General features: G+C 45.4%; 18 protein-coding genes and 1 riboswitch. Of the genes, 17 read left to right on the forward strand and 1 reads right to left on the reverse strand.

Features of this window, described 5'->3' with window-relative positions:
- The first annotated feature begins 369 nt into the window (after positions 1-369).
- The 7 genes from murG to lpxC all read left to right on the forward strand — a co-directional run bounded on the left by murG (position 370) and on the right by lpxC (position 8,478).
- Positions 370-1,467, forward strand: coding sequence for an undecaprenyldiphospho-muramoylpentapeptide beta-N-acetylglucosaminyltransferase (murG, locus tag F899_RS01970; RefSeq protein ID WP_005220556.1), 1,098 nt, complete (start codon positions 370-372; stop codon positions 1,465-1,467).
- 12 nt (positions 1,468-1,479) lie between these two features.
- Entirely contained in the window at positions 1,480-2,928 is a 1,449-nt protein-coding gene (gene murC / locus F899_RS01975; RefSeq protein ID WP_005220558.1) for a UDP-N-acetylmuramate--L-alanine ligase, read from the forward strand.
- Positions 2,929-2,984: 56 nt separating this feature from the next.
- Positions 2,985-3,914: a D-alanine--D-alanine ligase gene (locus F899_RS01980; protein WP_005220560.1), complete on the forward strand. Its 930-nt coding sequence runs from the start codon at positions 2,985-2,987 to the stop codon at positions 3,912-3,914.
- 3 nt (positions 3,915-3,917) lie between these two features.
- Entirely contained in the window at positions 3,918-4,772 is an 855-nt protein-coding gene (locus F899_RS01985) for a cell division protein FtsQ/DivIB (RefSeq protein ID WP_004813757.1), read from the forward strand.
- A 66-nt stretch (positions 4,773-4,838) separates the two neighbouring features.
- Positions 4,839-6,101 (forward strand): cell division protein FtsA, encoded by a 1,263-nt coding sequence (gene ftsA / locus F899_RS01990; protein ID WP_005220562.1) that lies wholly within the window; start codon positions 4,839-4,841, stop codon positions 6,099-6,101.
- 160 nt (positions 6,102-6,261) lie between these two features.
- On the forward strand, positions 6,262-7,449 hold the full coding sequence (gene ftsZ / locus F899_RS01995) for a cell division protein FtsZ (protein WP_005220565.1): 1,188 nt from the start codon (positions 6,262-6,264) through the stop codon (positions 7,447-7,449).
- A gap of 126 nt (positions 7,450-7,575) precedes the next feature.
- Positions 7,576-8,478, forward strand: coding sequence for a UDP-3-O-acyl-N-acetylglucosamine deacetylase (gene lpxC, locus F899_RS02000; protein ID WP_004813751.1), 903 nt, complete (start codon positions 7,576-7,578; stop codon positions 8,476-8,478).
- 98 nt (positions 8,479-8,576) lie between these two features.
- Here lpxC and F899_RS02005 read toward each other — a convergent pair whose 3' ends face one another.
- On the reverse strand, positions 8,577-9,017 hold the full coding sequence (locus F899_RS02005; RefSeq protein ID WP_005220567.1) for a DciA family protein: 441 nt from the start codon (positions 9,015-9,017) through the stop codon (positions 8,577-8,579).
- 108 nt (positions 9,018-9,125) lie between these two features.
- Here F899_RS02005 and F899_RS02010 point away from each other — a divergent pair, with 108 nt between their 5' ends.
- The 10 genes from F899_RS02010 to recJ all read left to right on the forward strand — a co-directional run bounded on the left by F899_RS02010 (position 9,126) and on the right by recJ (position 22,872).
- On the forward strand, positions 9,126-9,824 hold the full coding sequence (locus F899_RS02010; RefSeq protein WP_004813747.1) for a M23 family metallopeptidase: 699 nt from the start codon (positions 9,126-9,128) through the stop codon (positions 9,822-9,824).
- 331 nt (positions 9,825-10,155) lie between these two features.
- Positions 10,156-12,858, forward strand: coding sequence for a pyruvate dehydrogenase (acetyl-transferring), homodimeric type (gene aceE / locus F899_RS02015; RefSeq protein WP_004890761.1), 2,703 nt, complete (start codon positions 10,156-10,158; stop codon positions 12,856-12,858).
- A gap of 2 nt (positions 12,859-12,860) precedes the next feature.
- The gene (locus F899_RS02020; RefSeq protein ID WP_005220571.1) at positions 12,861-14,891 is read left to right on the forward strand and encodes a 2-oxo acid dehydrogenase subunit E2; all 2,031 of its coding nucleotides are present in this window, start codon (positions 12,861-12,863) and stop codon (positions 14,889-14,891) included.
- A gap of 88 nt (positions 14,892-14,979) precedes the next feature.
- A riboswitch (yybP-ykoY riboswitch) is annotated at positions 14,980-15,122 on the forward strand.
- Positions 15,123-15,194: 72 nt separating this feature from the next.
- A complete protein-coding gene (locus tag F899_RS02030) occupies positions 15,195-15,770 on the forward strand; it encodes a TMEM165/GDT1 family protein (protein ID WP_005220573.1) in 576 nt (191 codons plus the stop codon).
- Positions 15,771-15,953: 183 nt separating this feature from the next.
- The gene (locus tag F899_RS02035) at positions 15,954-16,751 is read left to right on the forward strand and encodes an oxygen-binding di-iron domain-containing protein (RefSeq protein ID WP_004813740.1); all 798 of its coding nucleotides are present in this window, start codon (positions 15,954-15,956) and stop codon (positions 16,749-16,751) included.
- A 94-nt stretch (positions 16,752-16,845) separates the two neighbouring features.
- A complete protein-coding gene (locus tag F899_RS02040) occupies positions 16,846-17,211 on the forward strand; it encodes a YkgJ family cysteine cluster protein (protein ID WP_082180213.1) in 366 nt (121 codons plus the stop codon).
- A 350-nt stretch (positions 17,212-17,561) separates the two neighbouring features.
- Complete coding sequence (gene guaB / locus F899_RS02045; RefSeq protein WP_004813737.1) at positions 17,562-19,028, forward strand: IMP dehydrogenase; 1,467 nt, start codon at positions 17,562-17,564, stop codon at positions 19,026-19,028.
- Positions 19,029-19,151: 123 nt separating this feature from the next.
- Positions 19,152-20,483, forward strand: coding sequence for a phosphoglucosamine mutase (gene glmM, locus F899_RS02050; RefSeq protein ID WP_005220577.1), 1,332 nt, complete (start codon positions 19,152-19,154; stop codon positions 20,481-20,483).
- 28 nt (positions 20,484-20,511) lie between these two features.
- On the forward strand, positions 20,512-21,168 hold the full coding sequence (pdxH, locus tag F899_RS02055) for a pyridoxamine 5'-phosphate oxidase (protein ID WP_005220579.1): 657 nt from the start codon (positions 20,512-20,514) through the stop codon (positions 21,166-21,168).
- Positions 21,169-22,872: a single-stranded-DNA-specific exonuclease RecJ gene (recJ, locus tag F899_RS02060; protein WP_005220581.1), complete on the forward strand. Its 1,704-nt coding sequence runs from the start codon at positions 21,169-21,171 to the stop codon at positions 22,870-22,872. It begins immediately after the preceding gene.
- The last annotated feature ends 36 nt before the right edge of the window (positions 22,873-22,908 follow it).

The raw sequence follows: 22,908 nt of genomic DNA on the forward strand, positions 1-22,908 counted from the left end.
TGGTATTTATTAAGAATATAAATAACATAGAAAAAGAATAAATTTCATGCTGTTTAGACCTAAGTTTAGGTCTGAAAAATAGTGATCAGTGCAATAATGTTTTCGCTTCATCCTGCGATAAAATCTGTTTTATATCTATAAAAAAGAAATCATTGAAATCAATTAATAAAATCCGTTTTTTTTCTGAAAATTGAATAAAAATGCAGACCCGATTATAAATACAGTTTAAACTTTAAAATCGTGTGAAAAAAAACAATGAAACGCTCGTTGAAATAAAGTAAATAAACTTTCATGGCTTAGCGATTGTGATTACAATTGACGACTTAAATTACACATCCTGTTTATATTTTAGAATTGAAGAATTAGACCGTGACCGATGCTCAGCAAAAACAGCCTAAACATGTCATGATGATGGCCGCAGGTACCGGTGGACATGTATTTCCAGCGTTAGCCGTTGCAAAAGACTTAGAACAGCAGGGGATCAAAGTGTCCTGGTTGGCGACTCCGGCAGGCATGGAAAACCGACTCTTAAAAAACCATAATATTCCAATTTATCAGATTGATATTCAAGGTGTGCGCGGCAATGGCGTCGTGCGTAAATTGGCGGCACCGTTTAAAATTCTAAAAGCCACTCTCAGCGCCATGAAGTATATGAAGCAGCTGAAGGTGGATGCTGTAGCCGGTTTTGGTGGCTATGTCGCCGGTCCGGGTGGTCTGGCAGCGCGGATGCTGGGCATTCCTGTGATTATTCATGAGCAAAATGCTGTAGCCGGTTTTACCAATACCCAGCTGTCCCGTATTGCTAAAAAAGTCTGTCAGGCATTTCCGAATACTTTTCCGGCCCAAGATAAAATTGTCACTACAGGTAATCCGGTACGTAAAGAAATTACTGAAATTTTCAATCCGTCCTGGCGTTATCAGGAACGGGAAAAAGCTGGTCAGCCACTGCGTATTTTAATTGTCGGGGGTTCACTGGGCGCACAGGCACTCAATGAACGTGTGCCTGAAGCCTTAAAACAGCTGAATGTCCCATTGAATGTTTTTCATCAGTGCGGTCAAAATCATGCAGATGCGACGCGTGCCCGTTATGCTAATGCACCTGCAACTTTAAATGTTGAAGTACAGCCATTTATTGAAGATATGGCACAGGCCTATAGCGATGCGGACTTAATTATCTGCCGTGCCGGTGCGTTGACCGTAACTGAAATTGCTACAGCAGGCGTGGCCGCAATCTTTGTGCCATTACCAAGTGCGGTAGATGATCACCAAACCGCCAATGCCCGATTCCTGGCGAATCTTGGCGCAGCAAAAATCTGCCCGCAAGCCACAATGACCCCAGACAGTCTAAAAGCGCTGCTGGAACCGATGCTGAATCGCCAGCTTCTTATGGAAATGGCTATAAAAGCACGCCAGCAGGCTCAACCAGATGCAACCCAACACGTGGTTCGTTTAATTCAAGAATTGTAAACCGAGTAAATTATGTCTCCATCAACTCCAGCTGACCAAGCGAAAAAATTAATCAAAGTGCCAGAAATGCGCCGTATCAAACACATTCATTTTGTGGGGATCGGCGGTGCTGGCATGTGTGGTATTGCTGAAGTATTGAAAAACCAGGGTTATAAAGTCTCTGGTTCAGATATTAAAGCGTCCAAAACCACGGCTCAGCTGGAAGAAAATGGAATTAAGGTGTACATCGGTCATGCCGCTGAAAATATTCAGGGTGCCAATGTCATTGTGGTTTCAACCGCCATTGATCCTGAAAATCCGGAAATTAAGACTGCGATTGAAAAGCGTATTCCAGTGGTTCGCCGTGCTGAAATGCTGGGTGAATTGATGCGCTACCGTCACGGTATTGCAGTAGCAGGTACTCACGGTAAAACGACAACCACCAGTCTGGTGACTTGTATGTTGGCCGAAGAAAATCTTGATCCCACCTATGTGATCGGTGGCTTGCTGAATCGTACGGGTGTGAATGCTGCATTGGGTGCCAGTCGTTATATCGTGGCAGAAGCAGATGAATCAGATGCCTCTTTCCTGCACCTGCAGCCAATGGCGACCATTGTCACCAATATCGATGCTGATCATATGGATACTTATGGCGGCAGCTTTGATGTGCTGAAAGATACTTTCGTTCAGTTCCTGCAAAAACTTCCGTTCTACGGCCTAGCCGTGGTATGTGGTGATGATGCCAATATACGCGAAATTATGCCGCGGATCGGTCGCCCACTCCTTAGCTATGGTTTCAATGAAGACAATGACATTCGTGCAGTTGATATTAAACAGGATGGCATGCAGTCGCACTTTACGGTATTACGTAAAGATCGTGAGCCACTACGTGTTACGATCAATATGCCGGGTGCACATAATATTCTGAATTCACTGGCAGCAATTGGTATTGCGACTGATGAAGGCGTTTCTGATGCTGCGATTTGCCGTGCCTTGGAAAGCTTTAGCGGTGTTGGTCGTCGCTTCCAAGTGCAAGGTCAGTTCGAGCTTGAAGGCGGTGATGTGAAGCTGGTGGATGACTATGGTCACCATCCTAAAGAAGTTGAAGCAACCATCAAGGCGGCACGTGCCAGTCATCCAGACCGTCGTCTGGTAATGATGTTCCAGCCGCACCGTTTTAGCCGTACCCGTGACTGTTTTGAAGACTTTGTCGATGTATTGTCCACGGTAGATCAGTTGTTATTACTAGAAGTTTATTCAGCAGGGGAGAAACCAATCGTTGGTGCAGATAGCCGTGCTCTGGCACGCAGTATTCGTCTGCGTGGTGAGGTAGAGCCGATTCTGGTTGATCCGGTTGAAGGAAACCTCAGCAATGTCATGAAAAATGTGCTACAAGCAAATGACCTGCTGCTGACTCAGGGTGCCGGTAATGTAGGTGCAATTTCAATTGAACTTGCTCAGAATCATCTATATGTAAAATAGTCGCCGTGTGTGGCTCAGATAGAATTGACCAGATTTAAAAGTTTAAGGATATAAACGTGTCAAATGCTTCAAAATTCGGAAAAGTTGCCGTATTGCTTGGTGGTAAATCTGCAGAGCGTGAGGTTTCGCTAGACAGTGGTACGGCAGTGCTTGAGGCATTGCTGCGTTCTGGGGTGAACGCAGAAGGCTTCGATCCTCAGGAACGTAGCATCACGGAACTGACAGCTTATGATCGTACTTTCATCGTGCTGCATGGTCGTGGTGGTGAAGATGGCCAGATTCAAGGTGCACTGGAGTGGCTGAATATCCCTTATACCGGTACAGGCGTACAGGGTTCAGCGATTGGTATGGACAAGGTTAAAACCAAGCAGGTTTGGCAAGGTTCTGAACTGCCGACAGCACCTTACCGTATTGTGACCAAAGATTCGAATGCTGAAGAAATCGTTGCAGCACTCGGCTTGCCACTGATTATCAAGCCAGTGCATGAAGGCTCAAGCATTGGTATGAGCAAGGTTGAGAAAATCGAAGACTTTGCTACTGCTATTGCGAAAGCGACTGAACATGATGCCATTGTGATGGCAGAGAAATGGATTACCGGCCGTGAATTCACTATTGTTTTGTTAAACGGTCAGGCACTTCCGGTAATTCGTTTGCAACCACCAGAAGATGTGGCTTTCTACGACTATGAAGCCAAATATAACCGTAATGATGTACAGTACGGCATTCCATGCGGTCTAAGCGAAACAGAAGAAAAAGAACTGCAGGCCTTGGCTTTACGGGCTTTCCAGGCAGTAGGTGCTAGCGGTTGGGGCCGTATTGATGCCATGCAGGATCAGGACGGTAAGTTCTGGCTACTGGAAGTAAACACGGTGCCAGGCATGACCAGTCATTCTTTGGTACCAAAAGCGGCAGCAGCAGTAGGCTATAGTTTTGAAGCGCTATGTGTGGCGATTCTGGAACAAACTCTGAACGGTGTGGCTCACTAAGATATGGCTCAACTTCCTGCATCCATGCGCCGCAAACGTGCTGCGATTACATCAATTCACGACAAGCCGCCCACACGAAAAGAAAAAATGGCCAATCTAGGTGGTTGGTTACTGCTGTGTGTGGCGTTTGTAGTACTTGCTGCAGGAATACTGGGATTCTATCGTGTGATGACCGATGCCCAGGTAGCAGAGCTTGAGGTGATTGGTTCTCGTTCGGCGGCAGAAGAACGTCAGATCCTGCAACATGTATCGCCAATTATTACCGAAAATTATTTTACCTCGGATTTAAGATCAGTCCGTGATAAAACTCTAGAATTATCTTGGGTAGATCGTGTTGTGGTATCACGTGCCTGGCCGAATGCAATTCGGGTACGAGTAATGCCGCACCATGCAATTGCACGTTGGGGCACTGGACGTCTGCTCAGTGATAGCGGGAAAATTTTTACTGAAGTACTTCCTCGCAGTTATCCTGAATTACCGTTACTGCATGGTCCTGCCAGCCAGGCCAAAACCATGATGCGTCGCTATAACGAAATTAATCAGCTGTTCGCACCGCATGGCATTCGTTTAAAAGAATTATATCTAACAGAGCGCATGACATGGTTTATGCAGTTTGATTCGGGATTACGCGTGATTGTGGATCAGGATCAAACCATGAGCAAGCTGCAACGTCTTAGCCATCTTTCCTATAGCGATTTGAAGCCAGTTTGGTCTAGAATTTCTTCAATTGATCTGCGCTATAGAAATGGGCTTGCGATTCAGTGGAAGAATGCAGTTCCACCAAAGATACAAAATGGTCATTTTATTGTAACGAATAATGACACCGGCGTTGAGAACGGCGTTACAGTAAAGCCATAATGTTCGGCTTTGAAAAATAGAGGCTTAGAGCCATAAATTAAACACAGGTAATGGTAGTAACGAATAATGAATGAAGCTGTTCCCTCAGTTGTTGCGATTGACATTGGGACGCACAAAGTTTCAGTTTTGATTGGTAAGGTACATGCGCCAGACAATATCCAGGTCATTGGGATGGCGACTGCTCGTAACCGAGGCATGAATAAAGGGAAAATTGTAAGTCTCGATAAAGTCATTACCGCAATAAAAAATGCCGTTCAAGAAGCGGAAGACATGGCGGAATGCCGTGTACATTCAGCCTGGATTTCAATTCCAAGTGCGGAGCTGAAAAGCTTTTATGCTTCAGGCCGTACTTCAGTTGACAATACAGAACATACAATTACCACCAGTGAAGTGGTGCGTGCGCTTGAACTGGCCAAAGCCAGTCATCAGATCTCAGATCATTACCTGGTTAGCGCAGTTCCACTAGGTTTTGAGCTGGATGATGCACCGGAATGGGTATTGAATCCGATCCGTATGTCGGCGCACAGCATGACTGGGCATTATCATTTAATGATGTTGCCAATTAGCACCATGCAGAATATTGACCGTGCCCTGAAAGGTGCCAATATTGGTGTAGAGCGCATGGTGGTATCATGTCTGGCCACTGCTGAAGCCAGCTTGCTGAAAGATGAAAAAGAATATGGCGTATGTCTGGTCGACATCGGTGCCGGAACCACAAATCTTGCAGTTTATCTGGATGGTCGTCTGGCACTTACCCATACCATTCAGCGTGGTGGAGAGCATGTAACACGTGATATCGCAGCCGTGTTACAGACTACCACTGAAGAAGCTGAGCGTATTAAGCTGTTATATGGTTGTGTCGATCTGAAAGTGGTAAAACCGGACCACATGATCCAGTTTCAGGGTATTGATGGTCCGCAGACCATTAGCCGGATTGAACTGACCGAAATTATTATTGCGCGTTATAGTGAAATTCTGGGCTTGGTGCGTGATGAACTGGAAAACAGTGGTGCAATGCAGGGGCTGTACCATGGTGTGGTATTAACGGGTGATGCCAGCCATATTGAAGGTATGGTCAGCTATGTACGCCGCACTTTAGGTATATCGGCGCATTTGGGTAATCCGCCAGCGCCAGTACATGCAGATGAAGCACATCAGGCAGCGCTGCGCCGTTCGCAGTACGCTACAGCTGCAGGTCTGCTGATGTTCAGCCAGAGTGATGCGCAGGAAACCATCGTAGAATCGGAAGAAAATGAAAAACTGTCGGTGACTCAGCGCGTTAAACGTGCTTGGTCAGGCTTTAATGAAACATTGAAGTCAATTTTTTAGTCGACATTTATTGTGAATATTGTTGAGAAGTTGTAGTAAAAAATGCTTGCACTTGACAACTGAGTTGTGGAGCAGCATTCTTAAAAACAATTTTTTATTAAGATCAGGGCAGTATACGGGCTTAGTGACTGCCAGTACTAAATTAGGAATTTTATAGGTCATGGCCTCATTTGAATTTTTTGAAGACGATCAAGACGATAGCATTGGTCAAGCCCGTTTCACTGTGTTTGGTGTAGGGGGTGCGGGTGGTAATGCTGTACAGCATATGCTGCAATCAGACATCCAGGGTGTAAAATTTGTCTGTGCCAATACTGACAAACAGGCACTGGATCGCATGGAAGCTGAATTTAAAATTCAGCTGGGCGAACAAAGTACCCGTGGTCTAGGTGCAGGTGCAAATCCACAAGTCGGTCAAGCGGCAGCAGAAGAAAGCCGTGAACTGATCCGCCAGCATCTTGAAGGCACAGATATGGTGTTCGTGACTGCTGGTATGGGCGGCGGTACAGGTACCGGTGCAGCACCAGTGGTTGCAGAAATTGCCAAAGAAATGGGTATCCTGACAGTTGGTGTCGTGACTACGCCATTCAACTTTGAAGGTAAACGCCGTTTACAGTCCGCTGAGAAAGGTATTCAAGCCCTGGAACAGCACGTGGATTCCCTGATCATTATTCCAAACCAGCGCCTGCTAAAAGTGTTCCGTGACATCTCGATGAAAGATGCTTACAAGAAGGCGGATGACGTTCTGTTAAATGCAGTACGCAGTATCTTTGATCTCGTGGTACGTCCAGGTCATATCAACCTTGACTTCGCCGATCTGAAAACAGCGATGAGCACACGTGGTTATGCCATGATGGGTGTTGGTCTTGGTCGTGGTGAAAACCGTGCACGTCAGGCAGCTGAACAGGCAATTCGTAGCCCATTACTGGATAACGTTACTATCATGAATGCCAAAGGCATCCTGATTAACGTGACTGGTGGTGATGATGTAACCTTCGGTGAAATTGAAGAAATTACCGATGTTGTGAACCAGATCGTGGACCTGGATGAAGGTCAAGTCTTCTACGGTACCGTATTCGATCCAGATGCGCGTGATGAAATTAGCGTAACTGTAATCGCAACAGGTCTAACCCGTAACTCGGCAGATGCTGCTGAGCCTGCGAAACGTACCAATGTACAGCAGTCACGTCCTGCAACAGCCCCGGCTGCAGTAGATGAAGATGATGTGCCAGCGATTCAGCGTCAACAAACTGGTGCAGGTGCGGCAGCGACGCCGGCTGCGTCTGTTTCAAGCCCACGTCCAACGCCAATTAGTATTCAGGATTATCTTAAAAATCAACAACGTAAGTAATATGTAACAATATGTGTTTACGTTGATTCAACAGAAAAGGTGGCTTTAGGGCCACCTTTTTGTTTTTTATCAATGGCTAAATATGCTAACGTATAGCGGTTTTGTTGATGAACAGATGATAAAAGCATGTTGAAACAGCGTACCCTGAAACGTGTCGTGAAAGCGAGCGGTATCGGTCTTCATAGTGGGCAGAAAGTCATGATTAACTTCGTGCCACACCATGCCGATGGGGGAATTGTATTTCGACGCATCGATCTGAATCCACCAGTTGACATTCCTGCCAATGCCATGCTGATCCAGGAAGCCTTCATGTGCTCGAATCTGGTTCAGGAAAATGCCAAAGTGGGTACCATTGAGCATGTCATGAGTGCTATTGCCGGTCTGGGCATCGATAACCTGATTATTGAAGTATCAGCTTCTGAAGTGCCCATCATGGACGGCAGTGCCGGTCCATTTATCTATCTACTGATGCAGGGTGGACTTCAGGAGCTACAGGCACCAAAGAAATTTATTAAAATCATCAAACCTGTAGAAGCGCTTATTGATGATAAGCGTGCGGCTTTTAGCCCGCATGAAGGCTTTCAGCTTAACTTCACCATTGACTTTGATCATCCTGCTTTCAAGAAAGAATATCAGTCTGCCACCATCGACTTCTCTACTGAAACCTTTGTATATGAAGTCAGTGAAGCGCGTACCTTTGGCTTTATGAAAGATCTGGACTATCTCAAAGCCAATAATCTGGCACTTGGTGCAAGTCTGGAAAACGCGATTGGCGTGGATGAAACGGGGGTAGTCAATGAAGAAGGGCTACGTTTTTCGGATGAATTTGTGCGTCACAAGATTTTGGATGCTGTCGGTGATTTATATCTGATGGGTCACCAGATTATCGCTAAATTCGACGGTTACAAGTCAGGACATGCCTTAAATAACCAGCTTTTGCGTAATGTCAGCAGTGATCCGGATAGCTATGAAATTGTAACATTTGATGACATTGAAACTTGTCCAATTCCTTATGTGAATGTGACATAAGTCATTGTCTTTTAGTGTGTATGTTATATTATAACAATGTAGAATGAGAACTGGTTCTCGCAATTTACATTGTAAATCAACATGATTTGATTTGTATGTTATTTTTTATTGCTTGCCAAACGTAGTAAAGCTTGGCTAAGCTTAGGGTCGCTTATAAAGTCAGCAGCACTACGGAGCATATCCTGTGTTTCTGGGCTTAAGGTTCTTTCGGATTTTTCTGTAATCAAAGGTGTTTTGGATGGATTTCGTAAACACACTTGCAGTTTGGTTAAGTCCTTTAATTCGCTAATTTGAGAGAGTTGTGAAACGTATTGCTTCTGTAAGTAGGCCAATTGAGAAATCATGGCCTGGTTTTCACCAGTAAGCGTTAACACACCATTTTGATAGCAGACAACCTGCCACTGTTCCGGTTGGGGCAACAAAGGTTGAATGAGTTTTGTAAGTTTCTGCCATGCAGCAACTTGTGATGAGAGAAACGAGAAGTTTCCTGTTTTTATGTGTTTTCTTGTTTGTTGAAAAACGTTGACAGGTTCAGACATACATCATTCCTACATGATTATGCCTTAATCTTATGCGCTCTTTTCGGTAGATATCAAGGAAGAGATCACCCAAGGAACTCGATTAAAACAGTTTTAGAGAGGTTTTTTATGCATTTGCGACGTATTTTGTTGGCATTTTCCCTGGCGAGTTCAGCTGCTTCTGTAGCATTCGCAGATTTAGTGGATCTAAATCAGGAAAGTGGATCCGTCGATCGTCTTGAGCAGCTTACACGGACTTTAGCACAGGGCGCTTATACACAATCAGATGATGTTTATATCCCTGCTGAAACCAAATTAAGCGTTCAGCTCCGTGAGAAGCCAGTTGAGCTCAACAATGCAACGATTGAGAAAAAATACGGCGCTTCTAAGTCTACATCTAAATCTTCTTCAAGTTTTTCATCTTCTCCATATTCTTGGTTAGTTGCACATCCTCTGCCAAACCTGAAACGTGTCAGCTCTGACTTTGGTGGTCGTACCATGAATGGTCGCGCTGAAAACCATTCTGGTCTGGATATGTCTGCACCAAGCGGTACACCGATCTATGCGACGGGTCCTGGTATTGTGACCAAGTCAGGTTGGGGTACAGGTTACGGCCAATACGTGGAAATTAACCACGGTAATGGTTACCTGACTCGTTATGCACATGCTTCACGTCTGATTGCACGTGTGGGTGATCGCGTAGAAGCAGGTGAGCACATTGCCAACGTAGGATGTACAGGTCGCTGTACGGGCCCGCATTTACACTATGAAGTAGTAAAAGACGGTCAGCGTAAGAATCCTTCGACTTATCTTGCCATGCTGCCATAAGGCCTGCCAGGTCATTTAAGCTACCCTGTACATAACACCTACAGAAAAAGCACATCCATATTTAAAAGTAATAAATCTCTGGTCTCTTTCTAAAATGAGAGAAACTGGAGATTTATTGCTTTCAAGTCTTAATTTATCACTAAAAAATATGAGCAATGTATAATTTTGATTCTTTACTGACTCAGATTTGTATCTTTGTGTAATAAATGATCAATAGGTATTTAGCTGCTAAATACCCCAGCATTCGCGCATTCAGCGTGGGCGATACCTGTCACTGCCCTAAATATGATACATATAAACGATTAATGTAGATCTTTAGGAACAGTAGATTATGGCGTTTTATGGCGATACAGACGCGCAAGAAACTCAAGAATGGCAAGACGCTTTTGACTCTGTTTTGCAACACATGGGCACTGAGCGTGCAGCTTTCTTATTAGAGAAACTTTATCAGCGCGCGATTGCTAAGCATGTTCCCATTCAGCGTTTAAATACTCCTTACTTAAACACGATTTCTGTTGAAGAACAACCACCTATGCCGGGTGACCAGGACATGGAGCGCCGTATTCGTGCGCTGATCCGCTGGAATGCACTGGCGATGGTTCTTCGCGCGAACAAAACTGGCGATGATCTAGGTGGCCACTTGGCCAGTTTTGCATCATCCGCAACATTATATGATGTAGGCTTTAATCACTTCTTCCGTGCCAATAGCGACAGCTTCGGCGGTGACATGATCTATTATCAAGGTCACTGTGCTCCGGGTATCTATGCACGTTCATTTCTCGAAGGTCGTTTAACGGAAGACCATTTAAACAACTTCCGTCGTGAAGTAGATGGCGTTGGCTTACCTTCTTATCCACATCCATATTTGATGCCGGATTACTGGCAGTTCCCGACTGTATCGATGGGTCTGGGTCCGATTATGTCGATCTACCAGGCACACATTCAAAAGTATTTGATGAACCGTGGCTTGATCAAGGAAGAAGATCGTAAAGTCTGGGCTTACTTGGGCGATGGCGAGATGGATGAGCCAGAAAGTACCGGTGCAATCTCTCTGGCTGGCCGTGAAAAGTTAGATAACCTGATTTGGGTGGTCAACTGTAACCTGCAGCGTCTTGATGGTCCGGTACGTGGTAACGGCAAGATCATTCAGGAGCTTGAGTCGCTATTCCGTGGTGCAGGCTGGCGCGTCATTAAAGTGGTTTGGGGCCGTCATTGGGATCCATTGCTTGCCAAAGATGAAACTGGCGCTCTAAAAGCGATTATGGAAGAAGCGGTAGACGGCGATTACCAACGTTATCAAGTAAAAGGTGGTGCTTATACACGTGCGCACTTCTTTGGTAAATACCCAGAAGCTGAAGAGCTGGTTAAAGGTTTAAGCGATGAAGACATCGACAACTTGAACCGCGGTGGTCACGACCCGTTCAAAGTATATGCAGCCTATGCAGAGGCAATGAAATCCACAGGTCAGCCAACCGTCATCTTGGCGAAAACAGTGAAAGGCTATGGCCTGTCTGAAGAAATTGAAGCGGTGAATAAGACTCACCAAATCAAGAAAATGCAGCTTGAGTCGTTGAAATACGTACGTAACCGTTTCAACTTGCCATTTACTGATGAGCAGTTAGAAGAAGTTCCATTCTACCGTCCAAGCGAAAACTCGCCTGAATTGAAATACATGAAGGCACGTCGTGAGGCGCTCGGTGGTTACCTGCCTGCACGTCGTAAGGAAAGCGAACAGCTTGCGATTCCAGAACTGTCGGTATTTGACGCAGTACTTGCAGGTTCTAACGGTAAGCAACAATCAACCACCATGGTGATGGTTCGTTTAATTTCTTCATTATTGAAAGAAAAAGCCATCAAAGACCGCGTGGTTCCAATCGTTCCAGATGAAGCACGTACATTTGGTCTGGAAGGTATGTTCCGTCAGCTGGGCATTTATGCTGCACATGGTCAAAAATACACGCCTGAAGACCAGGAACAATTGATGCATTACCGTGAAGCAAAAGACGGTCACATGCTTCAAGAAGGGATTAATGAAGCGGGTGCGATGAGTGCCTGGGCTGCGTTGGCAACTAGTTATTCAACCAATAACCTGCCAATGATTCCAATGTACATGTACTACTCTATGTTTGGTTTCCAGCGTATTGGTGACATTGCATGGGCAGCAGGTGATGCGCAAGCACAAGGCTTCTTGCTGGGTGCAACAGCGGGTCGTACTACATTGAATGGTGAAGGCTTACAGCACCAGGATGGTCACTCGCATATTCTTGCGAATACGATTCCAAACTGTATTTCTTATGACCCTTGCTTTGGTTATGAGCTTGCCGTGATTGTTCACGATGGCTTGAAGCGTATGTACGTGAATCAAGAGCGTGTGTTCTACTACTTAACCGTAATGAACGAAAACTACGAGCATCCTGCAATGCCACAAGGTGTTGAAGAAGGCATCAAACGTGGTATGTATCTGCTGGAAGAAGACGAGAAAGCTACTGTCCAGTTGCTTGGTTCAGGTGTGATTCTACGTGAAGTGATCAAAGCTGCGAAGATCCTGCGTGAAGAATATCAAATCCATTCAAACGTATATAGCGTAACTAGTTTCAACGAGCTGGCACGTGATGGTATGGCGTGTGAAGAGTACAACCGTTTACATCCATTAGCTGAAGAAGTCAAAGAGTCTTGGGTTGCTCAGCAACTACGTGGCACAAACGGTATCGTTGTTTCTGCAACAGACCATATGCGTGCGTATAGTGAGCAAATCCGTGCCTACCTTCCAGACAACCGCCCATTCGTTGCATTGGGTACTGATGGTTATGGCCGTTCCGATACACGTGCCAAACTTCGTAGCTACTTCGGTGTAGATGCTGCTCATATTGTGGTTGCTACATTGAAGAAACTGGCTGACGAAGGTGAAGTAGATGCGCGTCTAGTGAAAGATGCGATTTCTAGCTTCGAGCTGGATACTGATCGTCCAGTTGCATGGGCGCCACAAGCAACGCCTGAACTACACGCTGTTGCTGACTACAAGGAGGAGAACTAATCATGCAAATTACGACTCCTGATATTGGTGTAGATAAGGCAACAGTTGCTGAAATTCTGGTGAAAGTGGGTGATACCATTACCATCGATGAAAGTATTGTGCTGCTGGAATCTGACAAAGCCTCTGTTGAAGTGCCTAGCACTTCAGCAGGCGTGGTAAAAAGCATTCTGGTTAACCAGGGTGATGAAGTATCTGAAGGTGCAGTACTCATTGAATTAGAGGCTGAAGACGATGCCAATGCTGTAGAAACCCAGCAAGCTGATGTGTCTGATAAAACTTCGGAAAATACCGCGACTTCATTACCTGATGATGAAATCCTTCAGGAAGTGGCTTCACATCAGCCGGGCACCGCGGCTAAACAAAGCCAGGCACCTGCTGCTAATAGCGCTGCATCTGCGACTGTTGAAGTGAAAGTGCCAGATATCGGTGTAGAAAAAGCACTGGTGGGTGAAATTCTGGTACGGGTCGGTGATGAAATCACGGTTGATCAAAGCATCGTGGTCGTAGAGTCTGATAAAGCAACTGTTGAAGTTCCAAGCACCGTCGATGGTACAGTAGACGCTATACAAATTAAGGAAGGTGACACCGTTAAAGAAGGTGTGGTTATCCTAACAGTGAAAACTGCAGCTTCAGCATCGGTTCAGCAAGCAGCTCCTGAGTCGGCTGAACAGGTTTCTGCACCAGCAGCACCTGAAGCCAAAGCTGAAACAGTTACACAAGCACCCGCAGCGCCTGCTGGCGATGTGGAAGTGAAAGTACCTGACTTGGGTGTCGACAAAGCTGCTGTAGCAGAAATTCTGGTACAGGTCGGTGACAAGGTTGAGAAAGACCAAAGCATCATCGTGGTGGAATCGGATAAGGCGACTGTCGAAGTGCCAAGCACGACTGCAGGTGTGATCAAGTCAATTCATGTCGAGCTCGGCCAGAACGTTTCTGAAGGCATTGCACTGATTACGATTGAAGCTGCAGGGCAGTCAGCACCTGCGACAGCTCCGGCTCCAAAAGCAGAAGTGTCAGTAGCTAAAGCTGTACCTGTACCAGCTGCAGCGCCAAAAGCTGAGACTGCTGCTGCACCTGAAACGCAAAATGCAGACAAGCTCACCAAAGAGCAGAACGCTGCCAATGCCAAAGTCTATGCCGGTCCCGCAGTTCGTAAGCTTGCACGTGAGCTGGGTGTGGTACTTGCTGAAGTCAAAGCATCTGGTCCGCATGCGCGCCTGATGAAAGAAGATCTGTTTGCATATGTGAAAACACGTCTGACTGCACCGGCACCTGCTGCAGTTGCGCCAGCCGCGGCTGCACCCGCAGGCTTGCCAAAACTACCAAGCTTTGATGCATTTGGTGGCGTGGAAGAGAAAGCCTTGACGCGTTTGCAGCAGGTTTCTATTCCGCAGTTGTCTCTCAATAATTACATCCCGCAAGTGACACAGTTCGACTTGGCCGATATTACTGAACTTGAAGCATGGCGTAATGAGCTGAAAGGCAACTTTAAGAAAGAAGGTCTAAGCCTGACCATTATGTCATTCATTATCAAGGCAGTAGCACACCTGCTGAAAGAAGAGCGTGAATTTGCAGGTCATTTGGCAGATGACGGTAAGTCAGTCCTGTTGCGTAACGAAATCCATATGGGGATTGCAGTCGCAACACCAGATGGTTTGACGGTTCCTGTACTGCGTAATCCAGATCAAAAATCCATTAAGCAAATTTCGAAAGAATTGGGTGAACTGGGTCAAAAAGCACGTGATAAGAAACTTTCACCGAAAGATCTGCAAGGTGCAAACTTCACGATTTCAAGTCTTGGAGCAATTGGTGGTACAGCGTTTACCCCACTTGTGAACTGGCCACAAGTTGCAATCCTGGGTATTTCACCTGCGACCATGCAACCGGTTTGGAATGGTGAGGGCTTTGATCCACGCTTAATGCTTCCATTGTCATTGTCATACGATCATCGTGTGATTAATGGTGCAGATGCGGCACGCTTCACCAATAAGTTAAGCAAATTGTTAAAAGATATTCGTAGCCTATTGATCTAATGCATTAATGCTTTAATAGAAAGACCCTGCTCCGGCAGGGTTTTTTTATATTACGATTTGTAAATATGGATACTCTTGATTATAATGAGCCTACTTCATTGGGGAGTAGCCGCCTTTTGCGCAAAGCGAAAGGGTGATGGTCAACATATTTGTCCTGAACCGGACATGGTCATCATAGCAAAGAACCAAATGAGCTTCTTGAAGCTTTCTTTTGTTGGCAAGACCTTTGATTTACCATTCTGCAGATTTTGGCTGGCGGGAAGGGTAAGTCATCGGTAGCACATGCCAGCCAGAGAAAGACACATGTACGAATTCCTTCTTTCAACTGCCGTCGTAGCACTTGCCGAAATGGGCGATAAGACCCAATTGCTTGCCTTGCTGCTTGCCGCGCGATTCAGAAAGCCTGTTCCTATTCTTATTGCGATCTTGCTAGCGACCTTGATTAACCACGGTTTGTCTGCGGTATTGGGTCAGTGGATTACCACGGTCATCAGTCCAGATGTGTTGTTATGGGTTGTTTCAATTGGTTTTATTGCCATGGCGATCTGGATGCTGATTCCGGATGAACTTGGTGATGAATCTTCTAGCATCAATAAATGGCAAAAATTGGGGGTGTTTGGTGCGACCTTTATCCTATTCTTCCTGGCAGAAATTGGTGACAAAACCCAAGTTGCAACTGTAGCCCTGGCAGCACGTTTTGACAGTGTGCTTTGGGTAATGCTGGGAACCACAATAGGTATGATGATTGCCAACGCACCGGCAGTTTTTATTGGGGATAAGCTGGCAAACCGCCTGCCAATCGCCTTGATTCACAAAATTGGTGCGTTGATCTTCTTGTTGATTGGTATTGGTACCTTGCTCAAACATTATTATTTCTAATTCATAAGAATAATATATTAAATCCTGAGCTAAAAACTTGGGATTTTTTATTGTGAAGTAGCTCTCAAAATGCTGATAAATAAGGCTATATAGACATTTTTATTTATTGTAAGTTTCTCTGAATACTTATATGTTAACAACAACACAAAAATCATTTTTAAATGTATAAAATTGGGGAAAGTTATGGCTTTTGAACGTACCACATCACAGGTTTTATTCGATGATGGCATCCACAAGTGCATTAGTTTTACCAGCCTGGTAAAAGGTGAAGGCGTTCAGGCCAACCAGTTTTTAATTATTGATAATAACCGTGCGGCAGTACTGGATCCGGGGGGTGACCTGACTTATGTGCCGCTCACCATGGAACTGAACAAGTATACCCGTCTGGCCAATCTGGACTATGTCATGGCCTCGCATCAGGATCCAGACATTATCACTTCGATGCCGCGCTGGTTAGTCTATACCGATGCCAAAGTGGTCGCGTCCAAGCTCTGGGCACGTTTCTTGCCGCACCTGAACTCGGCCTTTATGAGTGACCGCATGAAAGGTAACTGGTTAGATCGTCTGGTGGAGCTGCCAGATCATGGCCAGATTATCAAACTGGGCAATTCCAATATTGTGGCAATTCCTGCTCATTTTCTGCATTCAGTCGGTAATTTCCAATTCTATGACCCGATTGCAAAAATCCTGTTTTCAGGCGATATGGGCGCGTCTATGGTCGAAGACGCTTCGCGTCCACTGGAAAACTTTGCGGCGCATATCCCGAAAATGAAGGGCTTTCACCAGCGTTATATGTGTAATAACAAGGTGATCCGTCTCTGGGTGCAAATGGTACGTACCATGGATGTAGAAATGATCGTGCCACAGCACGGTACACCGTTTGTGGGCAAAGAGCAGATCAATCAGTTCCTGGACTGGATTGAAACCCTGGAATGTGGCACTGACTTAATGGATGAAACGGTATTTACCTGTCCGGAATAACAGGAAAAATTAAAAAAATACTTGAGTGAAAAAACAACATTTTTTATATTTTCGGATTCCAAAAAATCTTTTTGATGACGAGAATTTATAAAAAATGTTGTCTCAAGTTCCAACACAGGATGCATGTTTAAGTTGTGGCGCATGTTGCGCCCATTTCAGGGTGTCGTTTTACTGGGCAGAGGGCATTCCGATGCCAGAGCACTATACGGAACCTGTTACATCGGTGTATTCGTGCATGGCAGGGACCAATCAGAAAAACCCACGCTGTGTTGCACTAGAAGGTACGATTGGTGAACAGGTCAGTTGTGGTATGTATGAGCTACGCAGTACTTCATGTAAGGAAGTACAGGTTGCTGATGTGCAGTGTAATAAAGCCCGCATTGCCCATAATATGATTCCATTCATCCAGATCGATCGGGATAAAGCCGAGAATGACGATAACTTTGAACGCGTCAGTTAAATTTTGAATTCAAGATTTTAAAAAACAGAGCTTCGGCTCTGTTTTTTATTGAATATAAATATTGGCATGCTTGAGCTTCAAATTTACAGGCAAAGTATTATCGCTGAATGATTGGTTTTTTATTTCACTATCTGTGGAAAAGAACAAGTGCATAAATGATTTTGTAAGCTTAATTATTCTTCTTGTTGGGTTGGAATATTTAAACTGTTGATTGAATAGTCGAATTTATAAATTTAGCCAGTTAAATTAGATCTAAGTCCAGATTTCGACAAAATAAATTTTGCAATTGCAATGAAATTTAGAGCTAAATTTGTTTATAATGGCGCACGGAAATTACCAGTGAGACTGTTATGTTGACCATCGTTCAAGACGCGTTAACCTTCGATGATGTCCTATTACTCCCTGCCTACTCTACTGTTCTCCCAAAAGATGTCTCTCTAAAGACACGCCTGACTCGCGGCATTAACCTGAATATTCCTCTTGTGTCTGCAGCTATGGATACGGTGACTGAATCCCGTATGGCGATTGCAATGGCGCAAAATGGTGGTATCGGTATTCTGCACAAGAACATGGATATTGCTGCACAGGCTGCTGAAGTACGTCGTGTGAAGAAATTCGAAGCGGGTATGGTGAAAGATCCAATCATTGTTACCCCAGAAACTACCGTTCGTGAGTTGATTGCCTTAACTCAGGCAAACAATATTAGCGGTGTACCTGTTGTTAAAGATGGCAAAGTGGTTGGTATCGTGACAGGTCGTGATACACGCTTTGAAACCAATCTTGAACAGCCAGTCAGTAACATCATGACAGGTCAGGATCGTCTGGTCACAGTTCGTGAAGGTGAGTCGAAAGAAAACATCCAGGCCTTACTGCAAAAACACCGTATCGAAAAAGTTCTGGTGGTAAATGAACAGCAAGAACTGAAAGGTTTGATCACGGTTACAGATTTCCGCAAAGCTGAAAGCTATCCAAACAGCTGTAAAGATGACTTAGGTCGCCTACGCGTGGGTGCTGCAGTTGGTACGGGTGCAGAAACACCAAGCCGTGTTGAAGCATTGGTTGAAGCTGGTGTAGACGTGATTGTCGTCGATACTGCACATGGTCACTCTGCTGGTGTGATTGAACGTGTACGTTGGGTAAAACAGAACTTCCCACAAGTTCAGGTGATTGGCGGTAATATTGCAACAGGTGATGCTGCACTTGCGTTACTTGATGCAGGCGCAGATGCTGTTAAAGTGGGTATCGGTCCTGGTTCAATCTGTACGACGCGTATTGTTGCCGGTATTGGTATGCCGCAAATCTCTGCAATCGATTCAGTTGCGAATGCATTGAAAGAACAGATTCCATTGATTGCTGATGGTGGTATCCGTTTCTCTGGCGATATGGCAAAAGCGATTGGCGCTGGTGCAAGCACCATCATGGTGGGTTCACTGTTGGCTGGTACCGAAGAAGCACCAGGTGAAGTTGAGTTCTTCCAGGGCCGCTACTATAAAGCTTACCGTGGTATGGGCTCATTGGGTGCGATGGCTGGAGCAACAGGTTCTGCAGATCGTTATTTCCAGGATTCTAAAGCGGGTGCCGAGAAACTGGTTCCAGAAGGCATTGAAGGGCGTGTACCTTATAAAGGCCCAATGGGTAACATCGTGCATCAGATGATGGGTGGTCTGCGTTCATCTATGGGTTATACCGGTTCTGCAGTGATTGAAGATCTTCGCCAAAATGCGAAGTTTGTGAAAATCACTTCTGCAGGTATGTCTGAATCTCACGTACATGACGTGACGATTACCAAGGAAGCGCCGAATTATCGCGTTGGCTAATTTCCTTTCTGCCCTCATTCGAAAAAAGCCGTCATACAAATGACGGCTTTTTTGTTTTGGTGTAAAGTGTCACACATTGTAAAAATGGATGATGGAAATCACCCAATAAGAAGTGAGACAACGATGAGTTATTTTGGCACCGATGGTATCCGTGGCAAGTTTGGCGAATTGCCAATTACGCCTGAGTTTGCGCTTAAATTAGGCTTTGCTGCAGGAAAGGTACTCAAGCGATATAGCAAGAAAAATAAACCGCTGGTGGTGATGGGGAAAGATACGCGTTTATCAGGCTATATTTTGGAATCTGCCTTGCAGGCGGGCCTGAACGCAGCAGGTGTTTATGTACATTTACTGGGTCCATTACCGACTCCTGCAATTGCCCATTTGACCCGTGCACTGCATGCCAGTCTGGGTATTGTTATTTCAGCTTCTCATAATCCGTATTTTGATAACGGGATTAAATTCTTCTCAGGTGAGGGCAAAAAACTGCCAGATACTTTGCAGGATGAAATTAATCAGGAACTCGAAAAAGAACTGGTGATTGAAGATACGGCGAATCTGGGTAAAAGTTTCCGTGTCAAAGATGCCAATGGCCGTTATATCGAATTCTGTAAATCGACATTCCCTTATCATTTAGATCTGAATGATTTAACGATTGTAGTGGATTGTGCCAATGGGGCAGCCTATAACGTGGGTCCTGCAGTGTTCCGTGAATTGGGCGCAAAAGTTATTGCAATGTTTGATGATCCTGATGGTCTCAATATCAATAAAGACTGTGGCTCAACTCATCCTGAGAATCTGCAAAAAGCAGTCATTGAATATCAGGCTGATCTTGGGATTGCCTTTGATGGAGATGCTGACCGTGTCATTATGGTCGACAAAAACGGTGAGCAGATTACTGGTGACCATATTCTGTATATCCTTGCGACTCAGGCCAAAAATAAGCCAGCAGGAATTGTGGGCACACTCATGAGTAATATGGCGCTGGAATTGGCTCTAGAAAAAGCCCAAGTCCCATTCTTGCGTGCCAAGGTGGGTGACCGTTATGTATTACAAGGTCTGGAGCAAAAGGGCTGGGTCACTGGCGGTGAGCCATCCGGTCATATCCTGACACTAGACAAGAGCACCACGGGTGATGCCATTATTGCTGCGCTACAAGTATTGACAGTGATGGTTGAGCAGAAGAAAGCTCTGCATGAACTGGTAGCGGATTTCCGCTTGTTACCGAACGTATTGGTCAATGTGCGTCTGGACGCCATGTTTGATCCGTACGCCGTCCCTGCGCTTGCTGCTGAATTTGAAAAAGCAGAACAACAGCTGAAAGGCCATGGCCGCTTGCTGATTCGTAAGTCAGGTACTGAGCCGGTTATTCGTGTTATGGTGGAAGGCGAAGACCTGGATGAAGTCACTACACTGGCCCATTCATTGGCAGATGCTGTACGTGCCAATGCTGCCTAAACTTGCTGACTGATTATAGAGAGATGGAATGACTGATTTAATTAAAGATCTGAGTGAACTACGTCTGAATTATCAGAAAGGCGAGCTGCTTGAGGATCAGGTTAAACTGGATCCACATGAACAGTTTTTGTTCTGGTTTAACCATGCCCTGGCAGCGCAACTGCATGAGCCTTATGCCATGTCACTGGCTACGGCAAATGCGCAAGGTCGTCCGCATGTACGCACAGTCTTACTGCGTGGGGCGACTCCAGATGGTTATGCTTTCTATACCAATTATGATAGCCAGAAAGGGATGGACCTTGAGGTAAATCCTTATGCTGAGCTGCTATTTTACTGGCAGGAGCAGGAACGACAAATCCGTGTTTCTGGGCGTGTAGTTAAAATCTCCAAAGAAGAATCCACAGATTATTATCATAAGCGTCCACGTGACAGTCAGATTGCTGCGCATGTCAGTACGCCCCAGAGTGGCGTGATTGCCAGTCGTGATGAGCTGCAGCAGCGTTTCTGGGACTACCATGATACGATGGCGAACCAGGAACAGCTTGATAAGCCAGAATTCTGGGGTGGTTACCGTTTAGTACCTGATTATTATGAATTCTGGCAAGGACGTCCAAATCGTTTGCATGATCGTCTGAGTTATACCAAGAATGACGATGCCTGGACATTGCAGCGACTGATGCCATAAATGCCAAAACTTGAAATCAAGCAGCGCCCTTTACTGACCCGTCCTGAATCTTTTCAGGACGTACCGTCTTTTATTGCAGAGATTCTGGCACGCCGTGGAGTGGAATCGCAGCAGGAGCTTGAGCTGAAACTCAAGTATCTGTTGGCACCGAGCATGAAAGGCTTGCCGGAAGCCATTCAGCTGATCGATGCAGCGATTGATGCAGGTCAGAAAATCGTGATTGTCGGTGATTATGATGCCGATGGTGCCACCAGTACGGCATTAATGCTGCTGGCACTGCGTGATATGGGAGCGGATGTTAATTATCTGGTCCCAGACCGTTTTAAATATGGCTATGGCTTAACGCCGGCAATTGCTGATCTGGCATTTGCCAGTTTTACCCCTGATCTACTCATTACTGTGGATAATGGTATTTCCAGTCATGACGGGGTAAAACAGGCACAAGATCATGGTATGCAGGTGATTATCACTGATCACCATCTTACCACCAAACCGACACCTGCTGCTGAAGCGGTGGTCAATCCAAATCAGCTCGGTTGTGAATTTCCAAGCAAGGCACTGGCTGGGGTAGGCGTGGCTTTCTATGTATTAGCCAATCTGTCTACCCATCGTAAGAAGCTTGGTAAGTCTTCTACAGTAATCACCAATTATCTGGATCTGGTGGCACTGGGAACCTATGCAGATGTAGCTAGCCTGGACTATAACAACCGTATTTTGGTTGATGCTGGGCTGAAGCGGATTCAGCAGCACTTATGCCGTCCAGGGATTAGTGCACTGCTGGAAATCGCAGGGCGGGATGCAGCAACGTTAAAAGCCCAAGATCTCGGTTTTGTACTCGGTCCGCGCATTAATGCGGCTGGACGTATGGAAACCATGGATATCGGGATTGAATGTCTACTCGCTAAAGATCTGGCAACTGCTTATCCACTCGCAGAACAGCTGAATCAGCTCAATGTCGAGCGCCGTCAGGTCGAAGGCAAGATCAAGCAGGAGGCGCTGGCTGAACTGGAAAAAATCCAGCTGGATGAAATGGAGCTGCCAGCTGCCCTGATCATGTTTGAACAGCATTGGCATCAAGGCGTGATTGGAATTGTCGCTGGACGTTTAAAAGAACAGTTTCATCGTCCAAGTATTGTTTTTGCTGCAGATGCAGATGGCATTCATATCAAGGGTTCTGCACGTTCAATTGAGGGGATTCATATCCGTGATGCGATTGAGCGGGTGGCTGAACAAAATCCACATATTGTCAGTCACTTTGGTGGGCATGCAGCTGCGGCAGGCCTGACCATTAAAAAAGCACATTTTGCTGAATTTAAGCAGACCTTTGAACAGTTAATAGGCAGTATGGATGAAAGTCTGTTTACTGCAACGTTATGGACTGATGGTGAGCTGCCAGCCTCTGCATTTCAGATTGATACAGTAGATCTTCTGCATAATCTGAGCCCATGGGGACAGAAATTTCCACAACCTATATTTGAAGGCATATTTAAAGTATTGGATTATCGCTGGCTTAAAGAGGTACATCTGAAGCTGCGAGTGGCGCTGGAAAATGGACAAGTGGTGGATGCGATTGCCTTTAATGCAGCCAGCAAATATCAGTTTGACCCAATACAGGACAATGTACGTCTGGTCTATGAACTGGACAAAAATGTCTTCAATGGCAATGTCAGTTTGCAGATGCGGATTGCACATCTGGAACAGTAAATAAAAAAAACCGCCCAAAAGAGCGGTTTTTTTATA

The organism is Acinetobacter sp. CIP 101934 (assembly GCF_000369585.1).
GTDB lineage: Bacteria > Pseudomonadota > Gammaproteobacteria > Pseudomonadales > Moraxellaceae > Acinetobacter > Acinetobacter schindleri.